Origin of the sequence: Aequorivita flava (assembly GCF_038742595.1) — a bacterium.
GTDB classification, from domain to species: Bacteria; Bacteroidota; Bacteroidia; order Flavobacteriales; family Flavobacteriaceae; genus Aequorivita; species Aequorivita marisscotiae.
The window spans coordinates 318,993-338,917 of record NZ_JBANCF010000002.1 but is presented as its reverse complement, the minus strand read 5'-3'; the positions used below and the strand labels follow the sequence as shown (position 1 = coordinate 338,917).

Sequence of the window (19,925 nt, the reverse complement as noted above, 5' to 3'; positions counted from 1 at the left end):
TTTAGAATATGTACGGAAAAATAAAAGAACATCTACAGCGAGAACTGGAAGAAATTAAAGAAAACGGATTATACAAAAAAGAGCGAATTATTACTTCGCCTCAGGGTGCCGAGATAACAATTTCTACAGGTCAAAAGGTTTTAAACTTTTGCGCAAATAACTATTTAGGTTTATCGGCCAACAAAGAAGTAATTCAAGCGGCCAAAGATACTATGGACACACACGGTTTTGGAATGTCGTCTGTTCGTTTCATTTGCGGAACCCAAGATATCCACAAAGAATTGGAGCAAAAAATCGCCGATTTTTACGGTACCGAAGATACAATTCTTTATGCCGCCTGTTTCGACGCCAACGGGGGGGTTTTTGAGCCATTGTTGGGTGCAGAGGATGCTATTATTTCAGATTCACTAAATCACGCTTCCATTATAGACGGGGTGCGATTATGTAAGGCGGCACGTTATCGTTATCAAAACAATGATATGGATGATTTGGAAAAGCAACTTATCGCCGCTAATAAAAATGGGGCACGCTTTAAAATAATAGTAACAGATGGCGTTTTTTCTATGGATGGATTAGTTGCGCCACTTGACAAAATATGCGATTTAGCAGATAAATATGACGCTTTGGTTATGATAGATGAATGTCATGCAACAGGCTTTATTGGTGACACCGGTCGCGGAACCTTGGAAGAAAAGGGTGTGATGGGCCGTGTTGATATAATTACTGGCACGCTCGGAAAAGCACTAGGCGGCGCCATGGGCGGTTATACTACGGGAAACAAAGAAGTTATAGATATGCTGCGCCAACGTTCGCGTCCATATTTGTTTTCCAACTCATTGGCACCAGCTATCGTTGGAGCATCTATTAAGGTGTTCGATTTGCTGGCAAACGATACTAGTTTAAAAGATAAACTCACTGAAAACACGGCATATTTCAAAAAAGGTTTAAAAGATGCAGGGTTCGATATTATTGATGGCGAATCGGCCATTGTCCCGGTAATGCTGTACGACGCAAAACTCTCTCAGGAAATGGCAAATAAATTATTGGAAGAGGGAATATATGTAATCGGATTCTTTTTTCCAGTGGTTCCCCAAGGTAAAGCCCGAATCCGAGTGCAGCTTTCTGCGGCACATAATAAGGAACATTTAGATAAAGCGATACGTGCCTTTATTAAGGTAGGAAAAGAATTAAACGTTATTGGCGATTAAAACCTTTATTTCCCTACCAATAGCAGTGATTTTAGGAAAATTTTATTAGATTTGCTTTTGTTTATAAAATTTAACAACTTACTTTTGCTCTTAATTAACACTTAAAAATTAAACAATCGAATATGAAACATCTTAACAGATTATTAGTTGCTGCTGTCCTTTTTATGGCAATCGGGGTAGCGAACGCGCAAGACGAAAACAATCCTTGGGCTGTTGAGGTTGGTGTAAACGCTGTTGACGTTTATCCAGCAGGTCTCAACGAAGACCAAGTACGTATCCCAGCTGCTGCTAGAGGGGATATTTTTGACGAATACTTTAATGCAAATGACCACTGGAACATCCTTCCATCGGTTTCAAGACTTGCTATCAGTAGATATATTGGTAGTGGTTTTGTATTCACTGCAGCAGGTTCAATCAACCGTATTGATAGATTAGGAGACCTTCCTGCTGATGATCTGAGCTACTACAGTGCAGATGGTGAAATTAAGTACAGTTTAAAAGGTGCATTAAATAGCAGTTGGTTTGATCCTTCTATCGGTATCGGTGGTGGTTACACTTGGGTAGACGATATAGGGTTTGGCTCTGCTAACGCACTTGCAGGTGTTAAGTTTTGGTTCAATGACTATTTAGCTCTAAACTTACAATCCACTTATAAACATGCTTTCGAAGATTCTTACGGAATCACACACTTCCAACACTCTGCTGGTATAGTTTTCCAATTCGGTGGAAAAGACACTGACGGTGATGGTATATACGACAAAGATGACGAATGTCCAGAAACTCCTGGTCTTCCTGAATTTAACGGATGTCCTGACACTGATGGTGATGGAATCGAAGATAGACTTGACGAGTGTCCAAATACTCCAGGTTTAGCTGAATTTAATGGATGCCCTGATACTGACGGTGACGGTATTCCAGATCACCTTGACGAGTGTCCTACTGTGGCTGGTTTAGCTGCTCTTAACGGATGCCCTGATGCTGACGGTGACGGTATCGCAGATAAAGACGATGCTTGTCCTAACGAAGCTGGTCCAAAAGAAAATAACGGTTGCCCTTACCAAGATAGAGATGGTGACGGTGTATTAGATAAAGACGATCAGTGTCCGGATGTTGCTGGTACTGTAGCAAACAAAGGTTGTCCTGAAGTTTCCGTAGAAATTATCAAGCAGTTAAATGAGTACTCTAAAACGATCTTGTTTGACTATGACAAAGCAACCATTAGAAAGGAATCTTACTCAGCACTTCAGAGTATCGCTGATATTATGAAAGAATATCCAAATTCTAATTTCCTTATCGAAGGTCATACAGACAGCCGAGGAAGTGATTCATACAATATGAAGTTATCTAAAGAAAGAGCTGCTTCAGTTCACGATTACTTAGTGACTATTGGAATGGATGACGATCGCTTACGTTCTGAAGGTTTTGGTGAAGAAAGACCAATTGCAACTAACAATACTGCAGCTGGTAGACAACAAAACCGTAGAGTTGAAATTTCTTTAGAAAAATAATCTAGAAGAATATTTCTAATAAATAATTTTGAAACGCCTCCGTTTATCGGGGGCGTTTCTTATTTTTAGACTATGCAAACTTTTCTTCAACAAACCCTGAACCATATTAAAAACACAGGAATAAACATTTCTGAAATTACCTTTATCTTACCTAGCAAACGTGCCGGTGGTTTTCTTTTAAACGAATTAAAAACCAACCCAAACAATACGCAATTTGCACCTCGCATTTGTAGTATAGAGGAATTTATAGAAGAGCTTTCCAGTCTAAAAATTATAGAGGCTACCGAACTTCTTTTTAAAAGCTACGAGGCCTATTTAAACACAGACTCTATTCCCGACAAAGAAGACTTCGAAACGTATGCTACTTGGGCAATTACGCTCTTAAACGACTTTAATGAAATGGATCGTTATCTGGTAGATCCTGAGCCGTTTTTTAATTATTTGGCCAGTATAAAAACATTGGAGCGTTGGGGTGTTAAAGATGAAAAAACAGAACTGATTTCAAATTATATCCGCTTTTGGGAAAGCTTGCCTTTATTTTATGAGAACATCCAAACCTTACTGTTAAATGAAAATATTGGTTATCAAGGAATGGTTTACCGCGAAGCAGCTGCCAATATAGAACATTATATTTCTAGCAATAAAAATAAAAAACATTTCTTTCTCGGATTTAACGCGCTTAATACGGCTGAACAAAATATTATTCAGGAATTGCTGGAGGCAGGAAATACGGAAATTTACTGGGATACTGATCGAGTTTTTTTCGAGGATTTAAAACACAGCGCATCATATTTTATTAGAAAATACATTGGTGATTGGAAATATTATCAAAACAACGACCCAAAATTTATTGCCGAAAACTACCATACTCCAAAACATTTTCAGCTTGTAGAAGTGCAAAAAAATATAGGACAGGCAAAACACGTTGGCGAACTACTAGCCACCTATTCTGAGGAAGATTTAAATAAAACAGCAATCGTATTGGGCGATGAAAATCTTCTAATGCCGTTGCTTTATTCGTTACCCGAAAATGTAAAAAATATTAACCTCACTATGGGAGTTTCGCTAAAAAACTTTCCTGCTGTTGTTTTTTTTGAACTACTTTTTGCCATTCAGCAACGCAATGCCGAAACGCTTTATTACAAAGATATCCTTTCAATTTTAAATCATCCCCTAGGCAAGAGTTTAATAGTTAATGCCAGCGAAATATCCCTAATTTTAACGCGTGAAAACATAACTCATATCACTGCCACCGAATTAATTGAAATAGCAACTATCCCAGAAAATAAAAATATTGAATTGCTATTTGCCAATTGGAAAAACGATAGTAATACGGCCATAACTTCCTCATTAAAAATAATTGAAAACCTACAAAAAACTCATAAACCCAGCACCGTTGAAGGTGTTGTACTCCACGAATTAAAAACAGTATTTGGTAAAATTGAAGCACTAAATACAAGATATCCACACCTAAAATCTATTAAAAGTGTACTCACCCTTTTTTCCGAATTAACGGCCACAGCTTCCTTAGATTTTGAAGGCGACGCCTTTAATGGCTTACAACTTATGGGAGTATTGGAAACTCGTGTTCTAGATTTTGAAAATGTTATAATTACTTCGGTAAACGAAGGTATATTTCCTTCAGGAAAATCGAATTCGTCATTTATTACTTTCGATTTAAAACAACAATTCAACCTTCCTCTTTTCTCCGAAAAGGATGCAATTTATACCTATCATTTTTATAGAATGTTGCAACGAGCAAAAAATATTACCGTGCTTTATAACAATCATTCGGAAGGAATAAATACCGGCGAAAAGAGCCGATTTATCCGGCAGTTAGAAGTTGAATTACAGCAAGAGCACATCATTAAAAAACGTGTGCTGTCTCCAAAGGTTCAGTTAAAAAAGCAGGAATTGCGTCAAATTGCAAAAACCGAAGCCGTCATGGATCGCCTCCAACAAATTGCGGAAAGGGGTTTTTCTCCTTCGGCATTAACTAGCTATATCCGCAACCCCTTAGAGTTTTATTTTCAGAAAATTTTAAGGCTACAAGAATTTGAAGAGGTTGAAGAAACCGTAGCTGCGAATACTTTGGGCACCATTGTTCACGATACATTGGAAGAATTTTATTTACCCTTGGAAGGACAGAAACTTACGGTTGCACATTTGCGGGAGATGAAAACTAACATTCACGATGAAGTAAGTGTGCAATTTAAAAAAACATTTAAGGGCGGTACCTTTTCAAAAGGGAAAAACCTAATTGTCTTTGAGGTAGCAAAACGTTACATTTCAAATTTTATAGATCGCGAAATTGCAGATGTGGAAGCCGGAAACACGATTAAAATATTAAAAATTGAAACAAATCTTACCTTGCAGATTCCCTTTGCAGAACTCAGTTTTCCTGTAAATATCCACGGAAAGGTAGACAGGGTAGATGAATACAACGGGCAACTTCGAATAATTGATTACAAAACGGGCCAAGTAAAACAAGGCGATGTAGAAATTACTGAATGGGAAGAATTAAATCAGGATTATAAATTTAGTAAAGCCTTCCAGATTTTAACGTACGCTCTAATGATGAATGGAGAAATACCAATTAACAATGCTGAAGCAGGAATCATTTCATTTAAAAATTTGGGAAGTGGATTTCTAAAGTTTGGCGCCAAAACAACTACACGCGGAAAAAAGGAACAACTGATTAATACAGATGTTTTGGAAACTTTTACAGTTGAATTAAAGAAATTAATTTTGGAAATTTGCGATCCCAACATTCCCTTCACCGAAAAAGAAATAGCTTAATGATTATAAAAAAGAACAATATTCTTACGTCTAAAAATAAAAAACCCATTCTTTACGATGTGTATTATAACCAAAGTAGTGGCCCTGTACCTGTTGTGATTTTCTGCCATGGCTATAAAGGATTTAAAGACTGGGGAGCGTGGCATTTGGTGGCCGAAGCGTTCGCAGAGGCTGGATTTTGTTTTATAAAATTCAATTTTTCGCATAATGGCGGTACTGTGGAAAATCCTATCGATTTCCCAGATTTGGAAGCCTTTGCGGAAAACAATTTCAGTTTGGAATTGGACGATTTAGATAGGGTGTTAAACGAAATTGAAAACGGAAACCAAAATATTCCAAAAAATATTTCAAAAATTTCATTAATTGGCCACAGCCGTGGAGGTGGCATTGTTATAATAAAAGCCGAAGAAGATAACCGAATAAACAAAGTTGCAACCTGGGCAGGTGTGAGCGATTTTAAATCCAGATTTCAGGAAAATACGCCGCAATTTACAGCTTGGAAAGAAACTGGGGTTACGCACATTGAAAATAGTAGAACGAAGCAAATGTTGCCACATAAATTTCAATTTTATCGCGATTTTAAGCAAAATGAAAAGCGGTTTACAATAAATAGGGCAGTTAAAAATTTAAGTGCCTCCCAACTAATTGTTCACGGCAGTGATGATACCACAGTTTCAGTAAAAGAGGCTGTTGCCATGCACGGATGGAATCCTGCGAGCGAATTAAAAATTATTGAAACTGCGGATCATGTGTTTAATGCCAAACATCCGTGGGAGGAAAATAATTTGCCCGACCAACTTAAAAAGGCAGTGGAAGTAACAATTGCATTTTTAAATTGAAGCTTATATTAAAAAAATCACTATTTTTGGCATCCTAATTAGCAAATACTCCTTAGGAACTGTGTGCTTAAAAACACTATGGGGGATTAGCTCAGCTGGCTAGAGCGCTTGCATGGCATGCAAGAGGTCATCGGTTCGACTCCGATATTCTCCACTAAAAAACCACCGTAGCAGCGGTGGTTTTTTGATTTTAAAAATGTACTTCAATAATGATTGAAAAGGCAAAGAGTTCGCAAATAGACCAATTATTGGCTATAACAAAGGCTTGTGCAAATACCATGCAAAGTTTAGGAATTTTTCAATGGAATGATAACTACCCAAATGCAGCTGCTTTTATCGAAGATATTAAACGCGGTGAATTGTACATATATTTGGAAGGGAACAAAATTGTGGGTTGCATTGTAATTTCAACCAAAATGGATGCTGTGTACAAAACTGTAAATTGGCTCGCGCCTACTTCTAACAATTATTATATTCACAGATTGGCAGTTCACCCCGATAGTCAAGGAAGAGGAATCGCACGAACGCTGATGGATTTTGCTGAAAAATTAGGAGCTGAAAATAAATTGGTCTCTATTCGCTTAGATACCTTTAGCCAGAATGCACGTAATCAAAAATTTTATGAAGCGCGCGGGTATATACGTTTGGACGCTATTTATTTTTATAATCAAAGTGAGTATCCTTTTTACTGTTACGAATTCCTACTGCCAAAAAAAACATCTTAACGGCCGCTATTTTGTAGCTTAGCGCATTTATGCAATACACCGATATTTCTTTTAAACGAATCCAGCAACTCGCTATTCCGGCTATTATTTCTGGAATTGCCGAACCCGTACTTTCTGCTACCGATGCAGCGGTCGTTGGAAATCTAGACATATTTGCAATAGAATCTCTTGCAGCCGTTGGTATAGTAGGTTCATTTCTTTCTGCCCTTATTTGGATATTGGGGCAGACTAGAAGCGCCATTTCGGCAATAGTTTCACAAAATTTGGGCGCTGGAAAATTAAAAGATTTACAAAACTTTCCCGCGCAGGCAATCTATTTTAATATTGCATTGAGTATAATCGTCCTATTTTCTACATATTTTTTTGTGGAAGAAATTTTCAGATTGTTAAATGCTGAGGGAATGATATTGTCTTTTAGCATAGATTACTACAATATTAGGGTTTGGGGTTTTCCGCTAACGCTTTTTACATTTGCCGTTTTTGGATTGTTCCGGGGTTTGCAAAATACTTTCTGGCCTATGGTAATTGCTACAATTGGTGCAGCACTAAATATTGCGCTCGATTTTGCATTAGTTTACGGGATAGACGGATATATTTCACCAATGGGTATTAAAGGAGCTGGATGGGCTAGTTTAATTGCCCAAGCCATCATGGCGCTAATGGCATTGTTTTTTCTTTTAAAAAAAACCGAGGTTTCATTAAAACTTACATTTCCGTTGCATCCGGAAATATCCCGATTGGTGCGTATGAGTTTCAATTTATTTTTACGATCTGTGGCTTTAAATACGGCATTGATACTTGCAACCCGAGAAGCGGCCGATTTAGGAAAGGAATATATTGCAGCACACACCATTGCTTTTAACATTTGGATTTTCACTGCTTTCTTTATCGATGGCTACGGTGCGGCGGGAAATATTTTAGGAGGAAGACTTTTAGGGGAGCGCAACTATGGTTCTCTATGGAAACTAACCAAAAAAGTAAATCTTTACAATGTTGGGGTAGCTGCTGTACTAGTTTTTGTGGGGTTTTTACTGTATGAACCCTTAGGGTTACTTTTTAACAAAGATACACAAGTACTTACTGTATTTTACGGTATGTTTTTTATGGTACTGCTTTGTCTGCCATTTAATGCCTTGGCTTTTACTTTAGATTCAATTTTTAAAGGTTTGGGCGAAATGGGTTATTTGCGTAATGTGCTTTTGGGCGCAACAATTTTTGGTTTTATACCCGTTCTTTATTTTTCAAAATATATGGGTTGGGGGCTCATAGGCATTTGGAGCGCCCTTATTGTTTGGGTGGCGTATAGAGCTGTGGCATTGATGATTAAATTTAAAAGAAAATACATTCCGTTAATAGAGAGCTAGCGCTTTTGCAAAAGCGATTGTCAAAACTCGCGTAACACATGTACCCGGGTTTAATATGTTGCACTTAACATAAATTATCTCGTCAGAGTTTTTTATCTTCCCCTAAAATTTAGAAAATAGATTTTACAACGATGAGGATACTTCTTTCTGCCATATATCCCTATGCTTTTTTGTTGCTCTACCTCATTATACCTTTTGATAATTATATTAGGGCGCTACCAAACATTCTGTTGGCGATTTTGGTGGTCGCATTTCCTTTTATAGTGAAGAAGGAAGACTTCAAAAAACTTAAATCGCTTCCCATTGCCATATTTTTAGTTCTTTTCGGCTATTTATTTATTGATTCGTTTAGCAGTGGAAGACTGGTCGAAGATTTCAATATTATTAAAAAGGTAATGATAGCAGTAGGTTTGGCAATACTATATATTCCAGTGGCTGATGCAAAAAAAATTAATAGCGCCATCATTTTTTCTTCGTTGGCGGCAATCATTTTTTCGGTTTATAATTTTGTACTTATAACCGACGCCGTAGGAAATTTCGCCCTTGGCGATTCGCCGCAAGTTGTAGAATCGCTGTTGATAGACAGACTGTATTTGGGCCTACTCTGTACATTTAGTATTTTAATTTCATTTCAGGAAATTCAGAAAAAATACCATCCAAATAACAATTATTATTTGGCCAATATTTTAATAAATGCTGTATTTATAGTACTTATCGCTTCAAAAATTGCAGTGGTTTCATTATTGGTGTTAGTATTAATACATCAATTTTATGGCAAGCGAAAAATTTGGAGAATCCTTATTGCACTAGCCGCAATTATGGCGGTGGGGGTATTGTTCGTGGTTATTAAAGGTGAAAAGGATATTGGGCTAAACAAAACCTTTAAACAAGGAAATTCACCCACATTTATTGAAAATTCATTAACCTACGAATTACGTGCCGTAGTGTGGCAATGTGCACAAAATATAGTTAATGACGAAGGTTTTACTTTAACAGGCATTGGCTTTGATATAACAAAAGATAGATTGGTTTCGTGTTATGAAAACCAAATTAACGATGTAAATAAAAAACAGCGATTTATAGCAGAACGCTACAACACACACAATCAATTTATAGATTTTTACTTAAGTGCAGGGATAATTGCCTTGGTACTTTTCTTGGCATTTATTGCTACTAGTTTTATATCGATCCGAAAACAATTTTTCCCCATGGCATTGTTAGCAATATTGCTGATATATTGTATGATTGAAAATCTCTTCCACAGACAAATTGGAGCTTACTATGTAGGTTTTATTTTAATTGTATTAATTACAAGTGCTAGGTCTGGGGAAAACAACAACATAAAAACGATATAATAAGATTTGCAAATTGTACTTTTGCAAGCGTTAAACTAAAAAAATACCGCAATAGAATATCTCCGAGCTTATTAGTTAAATAGTGTAGGGAACAAATAAAAACGCGGGTAGAATTATGAAAATTTCAGTAATAGGAACTGGCTACGTTGGTTTAGTAACGGGTACTTGTTTAGCCGAAACAGGGAACGAAGTAATTTGTGTAGATATAGATAAAACCAAGGTAGATAAAATGCGCAATGGCGAAGTGCCTATCTATGAGCCACATCTAGATGTTCTTTTTGAGCGTAATATTAAGGCCAATCGGTTAAAATTTACAACTTCACTTGCCGAGGGATTGGCGCATGGCGAAATTATTTTTCTAGCACTTCCAACGCCGGAAGACGAAGATGGTTCGGCAGATCTTAGCTATGTTTTAAGCGTTTCTGAAGAAATAGGAAAAAAAATTAGCAATTATAAAGTAATTGTAGATAAAAGTACGGTCCCCGTGGGTACGGCAGATAAAGTACGTGCTATAATTGCTGAAAATGCAAAATGCGAATTTGATGTTGTGTCCAATCCCGAATTTTTGAGAGAAGGCTTTGCAGTAGATGATTTTATGAAACCCGAACGCATTGTGGTAGGTTCAAGTAGCGAAAGAGCAACTACACTTATGAAAAAGCTTTACAGCCCATTTGTTCGCTCGGGTAACCCAATAATAGTAATGGACGAAAAATCTGCTGAACTTACAAAATACGCTTCCAATTCGTTTCTGGCTACCAAGATTACCTTTATGAACGAAATTGCAAACTACTGCGAAAGAGTTGGCGCAGATGTAGATATGGTCCGGGCCGGTATGGGAACCGATAGCCGTATTGGCAGACGCTTTCTGTTTCCGGGCATTGGTTATGGGGGCTCTTGTTTTCCAAAAGATGTAAAGGCCCTTAAAAAAGCAGGGAAGGATGCAGACTATGATTTTAAAATATTGAAATCAGTAATTGAAATTAACTCAGCTCAAAAAACAATTCTATTACCTAAAATTGATGCATATTTCAATGACGATTTAAAAGGAAAAACCATTGCAGTTTGGGGTTTGGCATTTAAACCCGAAACCGACGATATACGCGAAGCGCCATCTATAGCTATCATGGATGCATTGTTAGAAAAAGGAGCGATTCTTCAAGTTTTTGATCCAGAGGCAATGCCAAACATCAGCAAGCGTTTTGGTGACAAATTAACCTATTCAGAATCTATGTATAGCGCTCTGGAAGAAGCAGACGCTTTATTAATCTGTACCGAGTGGAGTATTTTCCGCACCCCAGATTACAACAAATTGAAAGAACTACTGCGAAATCCAGTTATTTTTGACGGAAGAAATTTATACAATATAAACGATATGGAAACAGAAGGATTTACCTATATTTCCATTGGAAGAAAGGCTGTAAATTTATGAAGAAACGGGTCTTAATTACTGGTGCTGCTGGATTTCTAGGCTCGCACCTTTGCGATAAGTTTATAGCCGAAGATTTTCACGTAATAGGTATGGACAACCTAATTACTGGCGATCTTAAAAACATAGCCCATCTTTTTAAACTAGAAACTTTTGAATTTTATCATCACGATGTAACCAAATTTGTTCACGTTCCCGGAAAGGTAGATTATATTCTTCATTTTGCATCTCCCGCAAGCCCGATAGATTATTTAAAAATACCTATTCAAACCTTAAAAGTAGGATCGCTGGGAACGCATAATTTATTGGGTCTAGCTAGAGAAAAAAATGCGAGAATTTTAATTGCATCAACTTCCGAAGTTTACGGAGACCCTCTTGTGCATCCACAAACCGAAGAATATTTCGGAAATGTTAATACCATTGGTCCTCGAGGAGTTTACGATGAGGCTAAACGCTTTCAGGAATCTATTACTATGGCATACCATAGATTTCACGGACTCGAAACACGAATTGCCCGTATCTTTAATACCTACGGTCCGCGTATGCGCTTAAACGACGGGAGAGTAATACCTGCCTTTATAGGGCAATCATTAAGAGGAGAAGACTTAACGGTTTTTGGCGATGGGTTACAAACGCGCTCATTTTGTTATGTTGATGATGAGGTAGAAGGACTTTATCGCCTATTAATGAGCGATTATCCATTGCCAGTAAATATTGGCAATCCGGAAGAAATAACTATCCTAGATTTTGCAAAGGAAATTATTAAATTAACCGGTACGCAACAAAAAATTGTTTTCAAACCCTTGCCACAGGATGACCCCATGCAACGCGAGCCCGATATTTCTAAGGCGAAAAAAATATTAGATTGGCAACCTAAAATTTCAAGAGAAGAAGGAATGAGAAAAACGTTCGCGTATTTTAAGAATCTTTCTAAGGAAGAACTAACGAAAAGCGAACACAAAGATTTTTCAAAGCACAATAAATAAAAGAAATGTTTAAAAGCGGAAGATATTCAGGTTTATTACGGCCTATTTCATACGGAATAGATCTCTTCTTTATTCATTTTTTTGCATTTGAATTTTTTGGGTTGCCATTCCCTTATTTTAACTATGTAATTTACTTAACCATTGCTTGGTTGCTGCTTTCAACACGTTCGGGATTTTATGAAATCTATAGATTTACCCATCTAGCAAAAATCATGTCGCTTATAGGAAAACAGGGCATCATTTTCGTTTTAATAGTTTTTTCTTTTTTCGGTTTTTACAATGAGTTGCCAACTTCGGCTTTAACCATATTTAAATATATTGGTTTAGTATTGTTGTGCGTTACTGTTATGAAGTTGAGCGTTTTCTTTCTACTTAAAAAGTATCGCTTACATCTTGGAGGCAATGTTAGGAAAGTGGTAATTATTGGGTTAAACCAAAAAACGGAATTGCTGCGAAAATTCTTCACCGACAATCCAGTATATGGGTATAAGCTTTACAAAACGTTCGATTTAAGAGGTCCAAATAAGGTTACTATTGAAGAATGTATGGACTATATTTTAAAAGAAAATATAGATGAGGTATATTCTTCCGTTGCCGAAATTGGCAATAAAGACCTTATTAAATTAATTGATTTTGTAGATAATAACCTTAAAATATTAAAATTTCTTCCCGATAATAAAGAGATTTACAGTAAAAAACTAGACTTTTCATATTATGGTGTCTTGCCCATTCTATCGATGCGAAAAATACCGATAGACGAACCGTTCAACAAGTTTTTAAAACGCAGTTTCGATATAGTATTGTCGCTACTAATCATTGTTGGCATACTCTCTTGGCTTACTCCATTACTAGGGTTATTAATAAAACTAGAATCCAAAGGACCTGTTTTTTTTAAGCAAAAAAGGAATGGCTTAGATTATAAAGAGTTTTACTGTTATAAATTTCGCAGTATGATTCCTAACCCAATGGCTCACCTAGAGCAAATAAGAAAAGGAGACGAGCGAGTTACACGAGTTGGCAAGATTATTAGAAAAACTAGTATAGATGAGTTGCCGCAGTTTATAAATGTGCTAAAAGGCGAAATGTCTGTGGTGGGGCCCCGTCCGCATATGGTTAGCCACACCCATATGTATGCCGAAAGAATAGATAAATTTATGGTGCGCCATTTTATAAAACCCGGCATTACCGGATTGGCACAAGTAAGTGGTTTTCGCGGCGAAGTAGAAGACGATAATCATATTATTAATAGAGTTAAGTTTGATATTTTTTATCTAGAAAATTGGAGTCTTTTCCTCGATATAAAAATTGTTTTTCAAACTATTTTCAATGCCATTCGAGGAGAAGAAAAAGCATATTGATGTGAACGAAGATGTACTTGTTTCGGTTATAATGCCAGTTCACAATTCTTCAAAATTTGTTGCTGAAGCAGTAAATAGTGTGCTTTCTCAGGTTTATCATAACTGGGAATTGATAATTGTAGATGATGCCTCTACCGATAATACGGCCGCAATTATAGAAGAACTTGCCGCCAAAGATCACAGAATTAAGTGCTTAAAATTATCTGCCAATCAAGGGCCTGGATATTGCCGTAATAAAGCCACAAACATAGCCCAAGGCGCCTATATTGCCTTTCTAGATTCTGACGATCTTTGGGCGCCAGAAAAATTAAAGGTTCAATTAGAGTTTATGCTAAAAAATGCTTGCGCCGTGTCTTTTACAAGCTATCTTCACATTGATGAAAATGGAAATCCACTTAATAAAAGAGTTATAGCAATGCCTGTACTTTCTTTTAAAAAACAGCGTAGCAATAATTATATTGGCAATTTAACCGGAATGTATCACGCGGCCACATTAGGAAAAATCGCGTCGCCGGAAATTCCGAAGAGACAAGATTGGGCATTGTGGTTGGAAGCAATAAAAAGAAGTAAAAAACCTGCAAAAGGAATTGTTCAAGATTTGGCGTTTTACAGAATTAGAAAGGATTCTGTAAGTGCTAATAAAGTGAGGCTGTTGAAGCATAACTATAATTTTTATAAAAAACACCTTGGGTATTCAATTCCCGTTTCAATCTATTTTATGAGTTGCTTTTTATGGGAATATTTTTTTATTCGCCCTAAATTTATTGAAACTTTAAATTAAACCTTATTCCATCTCGACCAATGAAGTAAACTGTTTTAACTTTCCATTTTTACTTCGCTCTAAAACCGGCATTTTTTCAAAAATAAGTTTTAAATCGGTTTCCAAATATTTAGCAACCGATTTTTCGATATCTAACTTTTCCTGCGGTTCTAGCGCCCTATTTGCAACATATTGGATATTAAAAGTATTGGTTTTAGACTGTTCAATAACAAATTCTTTAACGTTACCACTATTTGAAATTATTGTTTTGGTAACATAATAAAACGTAAGGCCCGGAACTACCTTACCACTTGGTAATTTGGCAAAATCGTTTGTTCGTCCTATTAGTTTCTCCAACACCGGTCGCTTTAACGTACTGCAAGTAGAGAGCGCTCCGGAATCTCCAATTTCGTATCGAATCATCGGATGTGCTTTATTGTATAGGGAGGTAACTATTATACGGCCAGTTTGGCCTAACGGAACTGCATTATTATTGTCATCAAGAATTTCGATAAATAGGTCTTCGCTATTACCAATTAAATTATCTTGTTTATCCGTAAAAGCGATCATCCCTAGTTCGGAGGCGCCGTATTCGTTTATAACGGGCACACCAAAGACACGTTCCATCAATCTTTTGTCGTCTTCAAATAGCATTTCACTAGTTACAATGCAGTATTTTAAAGTGGGGCAAATGTGTTTTAAAACCACCTTTTGTTCTTTTATATATTTTGCAAAAAGTACAATTGAACTAGTGTACCCATTCATATAAACAAATTCTTTCTTTTTAAATGAATTTAAAATTCCCTTTAACTTTTCATCTGAAAGATTAAAAATTGGAAACCTGTATCGCTTACCTAAAAAATCTTTAAACCGTTCTTTATAATATCCTTTTAATTCTAGTGGAATTCCATAAAATCGCGCCTGTAATGATGTGTTTAAATCAATTTCTAATTTGCCGTAGCTGGATAAAAATTTTGCCCAAGCTAATGCATGACAGTATTTATCTTTCGCAAAAATAAATGGCGTGCCACTAGAACCCGATGTTTTACTTATATAAATTGAATTTTTTTGATATTCGGTAGAAAGTCGTAATTCTAAAGGTTGTTGAAGATGGCTCTTGGTCAGCACCGGAATTTCTTTCCAAGCCACGTTGTTTTTTCCTATAAAATTTTTATAAAACGGAGTGTTTTGTAAGTGGTATTTAACTATTTCTTCTCGCGCTCTAAGAACATAGTTTTCAAATTCATTTTCTGGAATTTGCTGAATATTCTTTAATTTCCGCTTGGCTTCGGCAATGGGGAAACCACTAAACTTCAATGTAAATTCGAACAAATTCATTTTAGAATAAATTAGGGTGTCAATTTACAAACAATTATTTTTGACACCGAAACAAAACATTTCAATTATGAATATCTTAATTCTTGGGTCTGGAGGTCGCGAACATACATTTGCTTATAAAATTTCGCAGAGCAAACGCTGCGATAAACTTTTTGTAGCACCTGGAAATGCAGGAACAGCCTCTATTGCAACTAACATTCCGTTAAACATAACCGATTTTAAAGCGGTAAACAAATGCGTTGTTGACAATAATATTGAAATGGTAATTGTGGGTCCAGAAGATCCTTTAGTGCAGGGGATAGCCAATTATTTTGCCGAAACGCCAGACTTAAAAAAGGTTATGCTCATCGGACCTTCAAAAAGAGGTGCTTTGCTCGAAGGCAGTAAAGAGCGCGCAAAGGAGTTTATGATGCAGCACAACATTCCCACGGCTGCATACGAGAGCTTTACGGCCAAATCTTTGGAAGCTGGAAAATTATTTCTGGAAAAACTGAACCCTCCTTATGTGTTAAAAGCAGACGGATTGGCGGCAGGAAAAGGTGTTTTAATCTTAAACAATTTAAATGAAGCCAAACAAGAACTTGAAAATATGCTCACCCATAGTAAATTTGGCGAAGCGAGTTCCAAAGTGGTTATCGAAGAGTTTTTAGACGGAATAGAACTCAGTGTTTTTGTATTAACAGATGGTAAAAACTACAAAATTCTTCCCACGGCCAAAGACTACAAACGTATTGGCGAGGGCGATACGGGCTTGAATACGGGCGGAATGGGCGCTATTTCCCCGGTACCCTTCGCAGACGAAATGCTTATGGAAAAAATTGAAAATAGAATTGTAAAACCTACGGTTAACGGGCTTGCAAAAGAAAATATTGATTATAAAGGTTTTGTTTTTATTGGGTTGATTAAAGTGAAGAACGAACCATATGTTATAGAATACAATGTACGGATGGGCGATCCTGAGACCGAAGTTGTGCTACCGCGCATAAAAACGGATTTGGTAGATTTATTTGAAGTTACCTACCATAAAAAATTAAACGATAGCACTATTGAAATTGACGAAAGAGCCGCAACCACTGTCATGCTCGTCTCTGGTGGATATCCTGAAAATTATGAAAAAAACAAAATAATTAAAGGATTAGAAAATATTGAAGGCTCTATTGTTTTTCATGCGGGAACCAAAGCTGAAAATGATAAAATACTTACCAATGGTGGACGAGTATTGGCCGTAACTTCGCTGGATAGTGATTTTAGAAAGGCATTAAAAAAATCCTACCAAAACATAAAAAATATATCTTTTGATAGGATGCAATATCGTACTGATATAGGTTTCGACCTATAAAAATTATGGATTTTCGTCGAAGGTGTAAGTTACTTCGGTATTTTCATTAAAATCTTTCAATTTGCGTAGCCAATAAATAAAGGCTGCCGCACCAATAAGTAAAAATATCCAAGAAACTATATTTGCCAACCACCAACTATCGAGCTCTAACTTCATTAAAGCGTCGTAGGGTATAAATAGAAAATCTTCAAAAAGGGAAGCTATTCCTTCCCAAAAACCTTTCCAAGTCATATCTTTAATCTTTAAGAGACAAAAATATAAAATAACACCCTATGCTAACAAGCTTTTTTGGAAAATCTAACCCAATAAACTATTTAATTCTCGGTGTTTTTATAATTGCTGGGTATTTGTATGCCGAAATTTCGGCGAATGCTATAGCTTTTTCCATTTCAGAGGTTTTTTTTCATTTACTCTTTATGCTCATTAGTGGGCTGGCCATGTTGCTTTTGGACTTTATAATCCGGAAAAATCAATTAACTAAAAACAATACGTACGCTATTCTTTTCTTTACTTGTTTTATGCTAATGCTACCTGTAATTTTTCTTCAGCATAAAATAATATTTGCCAATGCCTTTTTACTGCTAGCCCTGCGAAGAATTATGAGCTTGCGGAGCGATCGGAATTCGTCTAAAAAAATATTGGACGCCAGTCTGTGGATAACCTTAGCGGCTCTGTTCTATTTTTGGAGCCTGTTGTTTTTTATTCCTCTTTGGATTGCGATCGTTCAAAAACCTAATAGCAATTACAAGCAATTATTGATCCCTTTTACAGGTTTTCTGGCCGTAGTACTTTTGAACACGGCCTATCAATTGTTGTTTAATAATTCAATTGGGTGGCTCTATACTTGGAAAGAAGAAATACGTTTTAATTTTTCGGCTTATAATTCAGTTTCAATATTAATTCCGGTCACTATTATTTCAGCATTTTATATTTGGACTGGCTTTTATCGCGTTTTAAAGATTCCGGCATTGCCATTAAAAGAAAAACCAAATTTTATCCTACTGTTATATGTTAGTCTTACCACACTTTTCGTAGCGCTGGGCGCGCCCGATAAAACGGGTGCCGAGGTACTTTTTGTTCTAGCTCCGGTTTCAATTATATGCGCTAATTATATTGAAAGTTCATTTAAGGACAGGAATCGAAGAAACGACGCCTCAGAGTTTTGGTTTAAGGAAATTATGTTGTGGATGGTTGTAATCTTGCCCGTTATATTTTTGTTTTTATGAAATTAATTCTTTCAAATATTGAAAAAGAACTTAAAAAAAGACAGGCTTTTTCCTATAAATGGTTTCAAAGGCAAAACGATGTTTGGGACAGTTACACAAACTTTATATACCGAACAGACAATTGGAACGCTCTAATTCAGAAAATTGCTGATGTGGCCGACACCCAGAAGTTAAACAAACAGCATATTTTTCAATATGCCGCCAATCGCTGGTACAACTTTTGGAGCGCTCGAGCGGTAGAGCAAATTTTTAATGAAATAGAAGGTGTAGAATCGGTGGCGGATTGCAAAGATTCAGAAAAGGATTTTTACCTCTTCGGAATTCCTTTTGATCATAAAACATCGGTCTTCCCAAAACAATTTGGCAAAACTTTTAACTATGCCAAAACGCATAAACACGAACTTATTTCGTGGCTCTATAAAAATCAAAGCACCCAAAAAAGACATCATTTTAAAAACCGACTTTTTATTGTTGTTTATAATGAAACCGGGGAGCACTGGAAATTAAAAGCTGAAATTTCACTGCTTAAAAATGCCATTCAAAAATATGTTGATTCTTTCCGGCCGGAGCAACTTCATTCCTTTACTTTTGTAGGCGAACAGAAAACTTTTAGCGATATTATCTGGGTTTCTCAATGAACTACATAGGCTCCAAACACAAACTCTCCAGTTTCATATTTGAAACAGTTACCGAAACCTGCGGAAATGACCTTCATAATAAAACATTCTGCGACCTATTCGCGGGTACGGGTATCGTAGGCCGAAATTTTAAACCCCACGTAAAACAAATTATCGCAAACGATGTGGAGTATTACAGTTTTGTGTTAAACCGAAATTATATCGGCAATCATATAGTTTTCAATTACGAAGGATTTATAAATGAATTGAATCTTCTAAAAGGCGAAAAAGGCTTCATTTTCCAAAATTATTCCGAAGATGGAAAAGCCGGCAGAAACTATTTTACTTCAGAAAACGGGCAGAAAATTGACGCTGTTCGTATTGAAATTGAGAAATGGAAAGAATCTTCAAAAATTACTGAAGATCAATATTTCTTTTTGCTCGCTTCATTATTAGAAAGTGCCGATAAAGTGGCGAATACGGCTTCGGTTTACGGGGCGTATTTAAAACACATTAAAAAATCGGCAGCAAAAACGATGATAATTCAACCTGCAATGACAAAAAAGGATCTGTTTTCCAAAGTATTGCCCTTTCAAAAAAACCAAATTTTCCAAAAGGATGCCAACCAACTTATCAAGGAAATTAAAGGCGATATTCTATATTTAGACCCGCCGTACAACGCGCGTCAATACGGCGCCAACTATCATTTGCTAAATACTATCGCAAAATATGATACCTTTGTGCCAAAGGGGAAAACTGGCTTGCGCGATTACTACAAAAGTGATTGGTGCAAAACAGGCGAAGTGCTAAAAAGTTTTGAAGAATTGATTGAGAACGCACAATTTCAATATATTTTCCTGAGTTACAATAACGAAGGATTAATGAGTCAAAAAGAAGTGCAAGCGGTTATGGAACGGTTCGGAAAATATACTTTGAAAACCAAAAAATACCAACGTTTTAAAGCCGATAAAACCGAAAACCGAAACCACAAGGCCACAGCAACTTTTGAATATTTGCATATTTTAGAAAAATCATAATCCAAATGTCAGGTTGAGCGCAGTCGAAACCTACTTAAGA

17 protein-coding genes and 1 tRNA gene are annotated in these 19,925 nt (G+C 36.5%); 16 read left to right on the top strand and 2 right to left on the bottom strand.

Annotated features, from left to right (window positions below):
* Positions 1-8 precede the first annotated feature (8 nt).
* The 12 genes from kbl (at position 9) to VZD24_RS03865 (ending at position 14,349) form a co-directional block, all read left to right on the top strand.
* Positions 9-1,208: a glycine C-acetyltransferase gene (gene kbl, locus VZD24_RS03920; RefSeq protein ID WP_279449686.1), complete on the top strand. Its 1,200-nt coding sequence runs from the start codon at positions 9-11 to the stop codon at positions 1,206-1,208.
* A 122-nt stretch (positions 1,209-1,330) separates the two neighbouring features.
* A complete protein-coding gene (locus VZD24_RS03915) occupies positions 1,331-2,716 on the top strand; it encodes an OmpA family protein (protein ID WP_342686801.1) in 1,386 nt (461 codons plus the stop codon).
* Positions 2,717-2,788: 72 nt separating this feature from the next.
* Complete coding sequence (locus tag VZD24_RS03910) at positions 2,789-5,515, top strand: PD-(D/E)XK nuclease family protein (RefSeq protein WP_342686802.1); 2,727 nt, start codon at positions 2,789-2,791, stop codon at positions 5,513-5,515.
* Positions 5,515-6,354: an alpha/beta hydrolase family protein gene (locus VZD24_RS03905; protein ID WP_342686803.1), complete on the top strand. Its 840-nt coding sequence runs from the start codon at positions 5,515-5,517 to the stop codon at positions 6,352-6,354. The genes VZD24_RS03910 and VZD24_RS03905 overlap by 1 nt, the downstream gene beginning before the upstream one ends.
* An 80-nt stretch (positions 6,355-6,434) precedes the next feature.
* A tRNA-Ala gene (locus VZD24_RS03900) sits at positions 6,435-6,508 on the top strand.
* A gap of 55 nt (positions 6,509-6,563) precedes the next feature.
* Positions 6,564-7,079 carry a GNAT family N-acetyltransferase gene (locus tag VZD24_RS03895; protein ID WP_342686804.1) on the top strand — a complete coding sequence of 172 codons (516 nt, stop codon included), beginning with the start codon at positions 6,564-6,566 and terminating at the stop codon, positions 7,077-7,079.
* A gap of 29 nt (positions 7,080-7,108) precedes the next feature.
* Positions 7,109-8,443: an MATE family efflux transporter gene (locus VZD24_RS03890; RefSeq protein ID WP_279449691.1), complete on the top strand. Its 1,335-nt coding sequence runs from the start codon at positions 7,109-7,111 to the stop codon at positions 8,441-8,443.
* Between the two features lie 131 nt (positions 8,444-8,574).
* Entirely contained in the window at positions 8,575-9,798 is a 1,224-nt protein-coding gene (locus tag VZD24_RS03885) for an O-antigen ligase family protein (protein ID WP_342686805.1), read from the top strand.
* 115 nt (positions 9,799-9,913) lie between these two features.
* Positions 9,914-11,227, top strand: coding sequence for a UDP-glucose dehydrogenase family protein (locus tag VZD24_RS03880; protein ID WP_342686806.1), 1,314 nt, complete (start codon positions 9,914-9,916; stop codon positions 11,225-11,227).
* On the top strand, positions 11,224-12,210 hold the full coding sequence (locus tag VZD24_RS03875; protein WP_279449694.1) for a UDP-glucuronic acid decarboxylase family protein: 987 nt from the start codon (positions 11,224-11,226) through the stop codon (positions 12,208-12,210). The genes VZD24_RS03880 and VZD24_RS03875 overlap by 4 nt, the downstream gene beginning before the upstream one ends.
* A 5-nt stretch (positions 12,211-12,215) precedes the next feature.
* Positions 12,216-13,568, top strand: coding sequence for an exopolysaccharide biosynthesis polyprenyl glycosylphosphotransferase (locus VZD24_RS03870; RefSeq protein ID WP_279449695.1), 1,353 nt, complete (start codon positions 12,216-12,218; stop codon positions 13,566-13,568).
* A complete protein-coding gene (locus tag VZD24_RS03865) occupies positions 13,537-14,349 on the top strand; it encodes a glycosyltransferase family 2 protein (RefSeq protein ID WP_279449696.1) in 813 nt (270 codons plus the stop codon). The genes VZD24_RS03870 and VZD24_RS03865 overlap by 32 nt, the downstream gene beginning before the upstream one ends.
* Before the next feature lie 3 nt (positions 14,350-14,352).
* Here the strand turns inward: VZD24_RS03865 and VZD24_RS03860 are convergent, their stop codons facing one another.
* Entirely contained in the window at positions 14,353-15,666 is a 1,314-nt protein-coding gene (locus VZD24_RS03860) for a phenylacetate--CoA ligase family protein (protein WP_279449697.1), read from the bottom strand.
* 67 nt (positions 15,667-15,733) lie between these two features.
* Here VZD24_RS03860 and purD point away from each other — a divergent pair, with 67 nt between their 5' ends.
* Positions 15,734-17,005: a phosphoribosylamine--glycine ligase gene (purD, locus tag VZD24_RS03855; protein ID WP_342686807.1), complete on the top strand. Its 1,272-nt coding sequence runs from the start codon at positions 15,734-15,736 to the stop codon at positions 17,003-17,005.
* 3 nt (positions 17,006-17,008) lie between these two features.
* On the opposite strand, the gene VZD24_RS03850 is transcribed toward purD, so the two are convergent.
* Complete coding sequence (locus VZD24_RS03850; protein ID WP_279449699.1) at positions 17,009-17,236, bottom strand: DUF6341 family protein; 228 nt, start codon at positions 17,234-17,236, stop codon at positions 17,009-17,011.
* A gap of 41 nt (positions 17,237-17,277) precedes the next feature.
* Between VZD24_RS03850 and VZD24_RS03845 the strand changes: the two genes are divergently transcribed.
* The 3 genes from VZD24_RS03845 to VZD24_RS03835 are packed head-to-tail and all read left to right on the top strand — an operon-like array spanning position 17,278 to position 19,885.
* Positions 17,278-18,231 carry a DUF6427 family protein gene (locus VZD24_RS03845; RefSeq protein ID WP_342686808.1) on the top strand — a complete coding sequence of 318 codons (954 nt, stop codon included), beginning with the start codon at positions 17,278-17,280 and terminating at the stop codon, positions 18,229-18,231.
* Positions 18,228-18,869: a hypothetical protein gene (locus VZD24_RS03840; protein ID WP_342686809.1), complete on the top strand. Its 642-nt coding sequence runs from the start codon at positions 18,228-18,230 to the stop codon at positions 18,867-18,869. Before VZD24_RS03845 ends, VZD24_RS03840 begins: the two co-directional genes overlap by 4 nt.
* The gene (locus VZD24_RS03835) at positions 18,866-19,885 is read left to right on the top strand and encodes a DNA adenine methylase (RefSeq protein WP_342686810.1); all 1,020 of its coding nucleotides are present in this window, start codon (positions 18,866-18,868) and stop codon (positions 19,883-19,885) included. The genes VZD24_RS03840 and VZD24_RS03835 overlap by 4 nt, the downstream gene beginning before the upstream one ends.
* Positions 19,886-19,925: the final 40 nt, after the last annotated feature.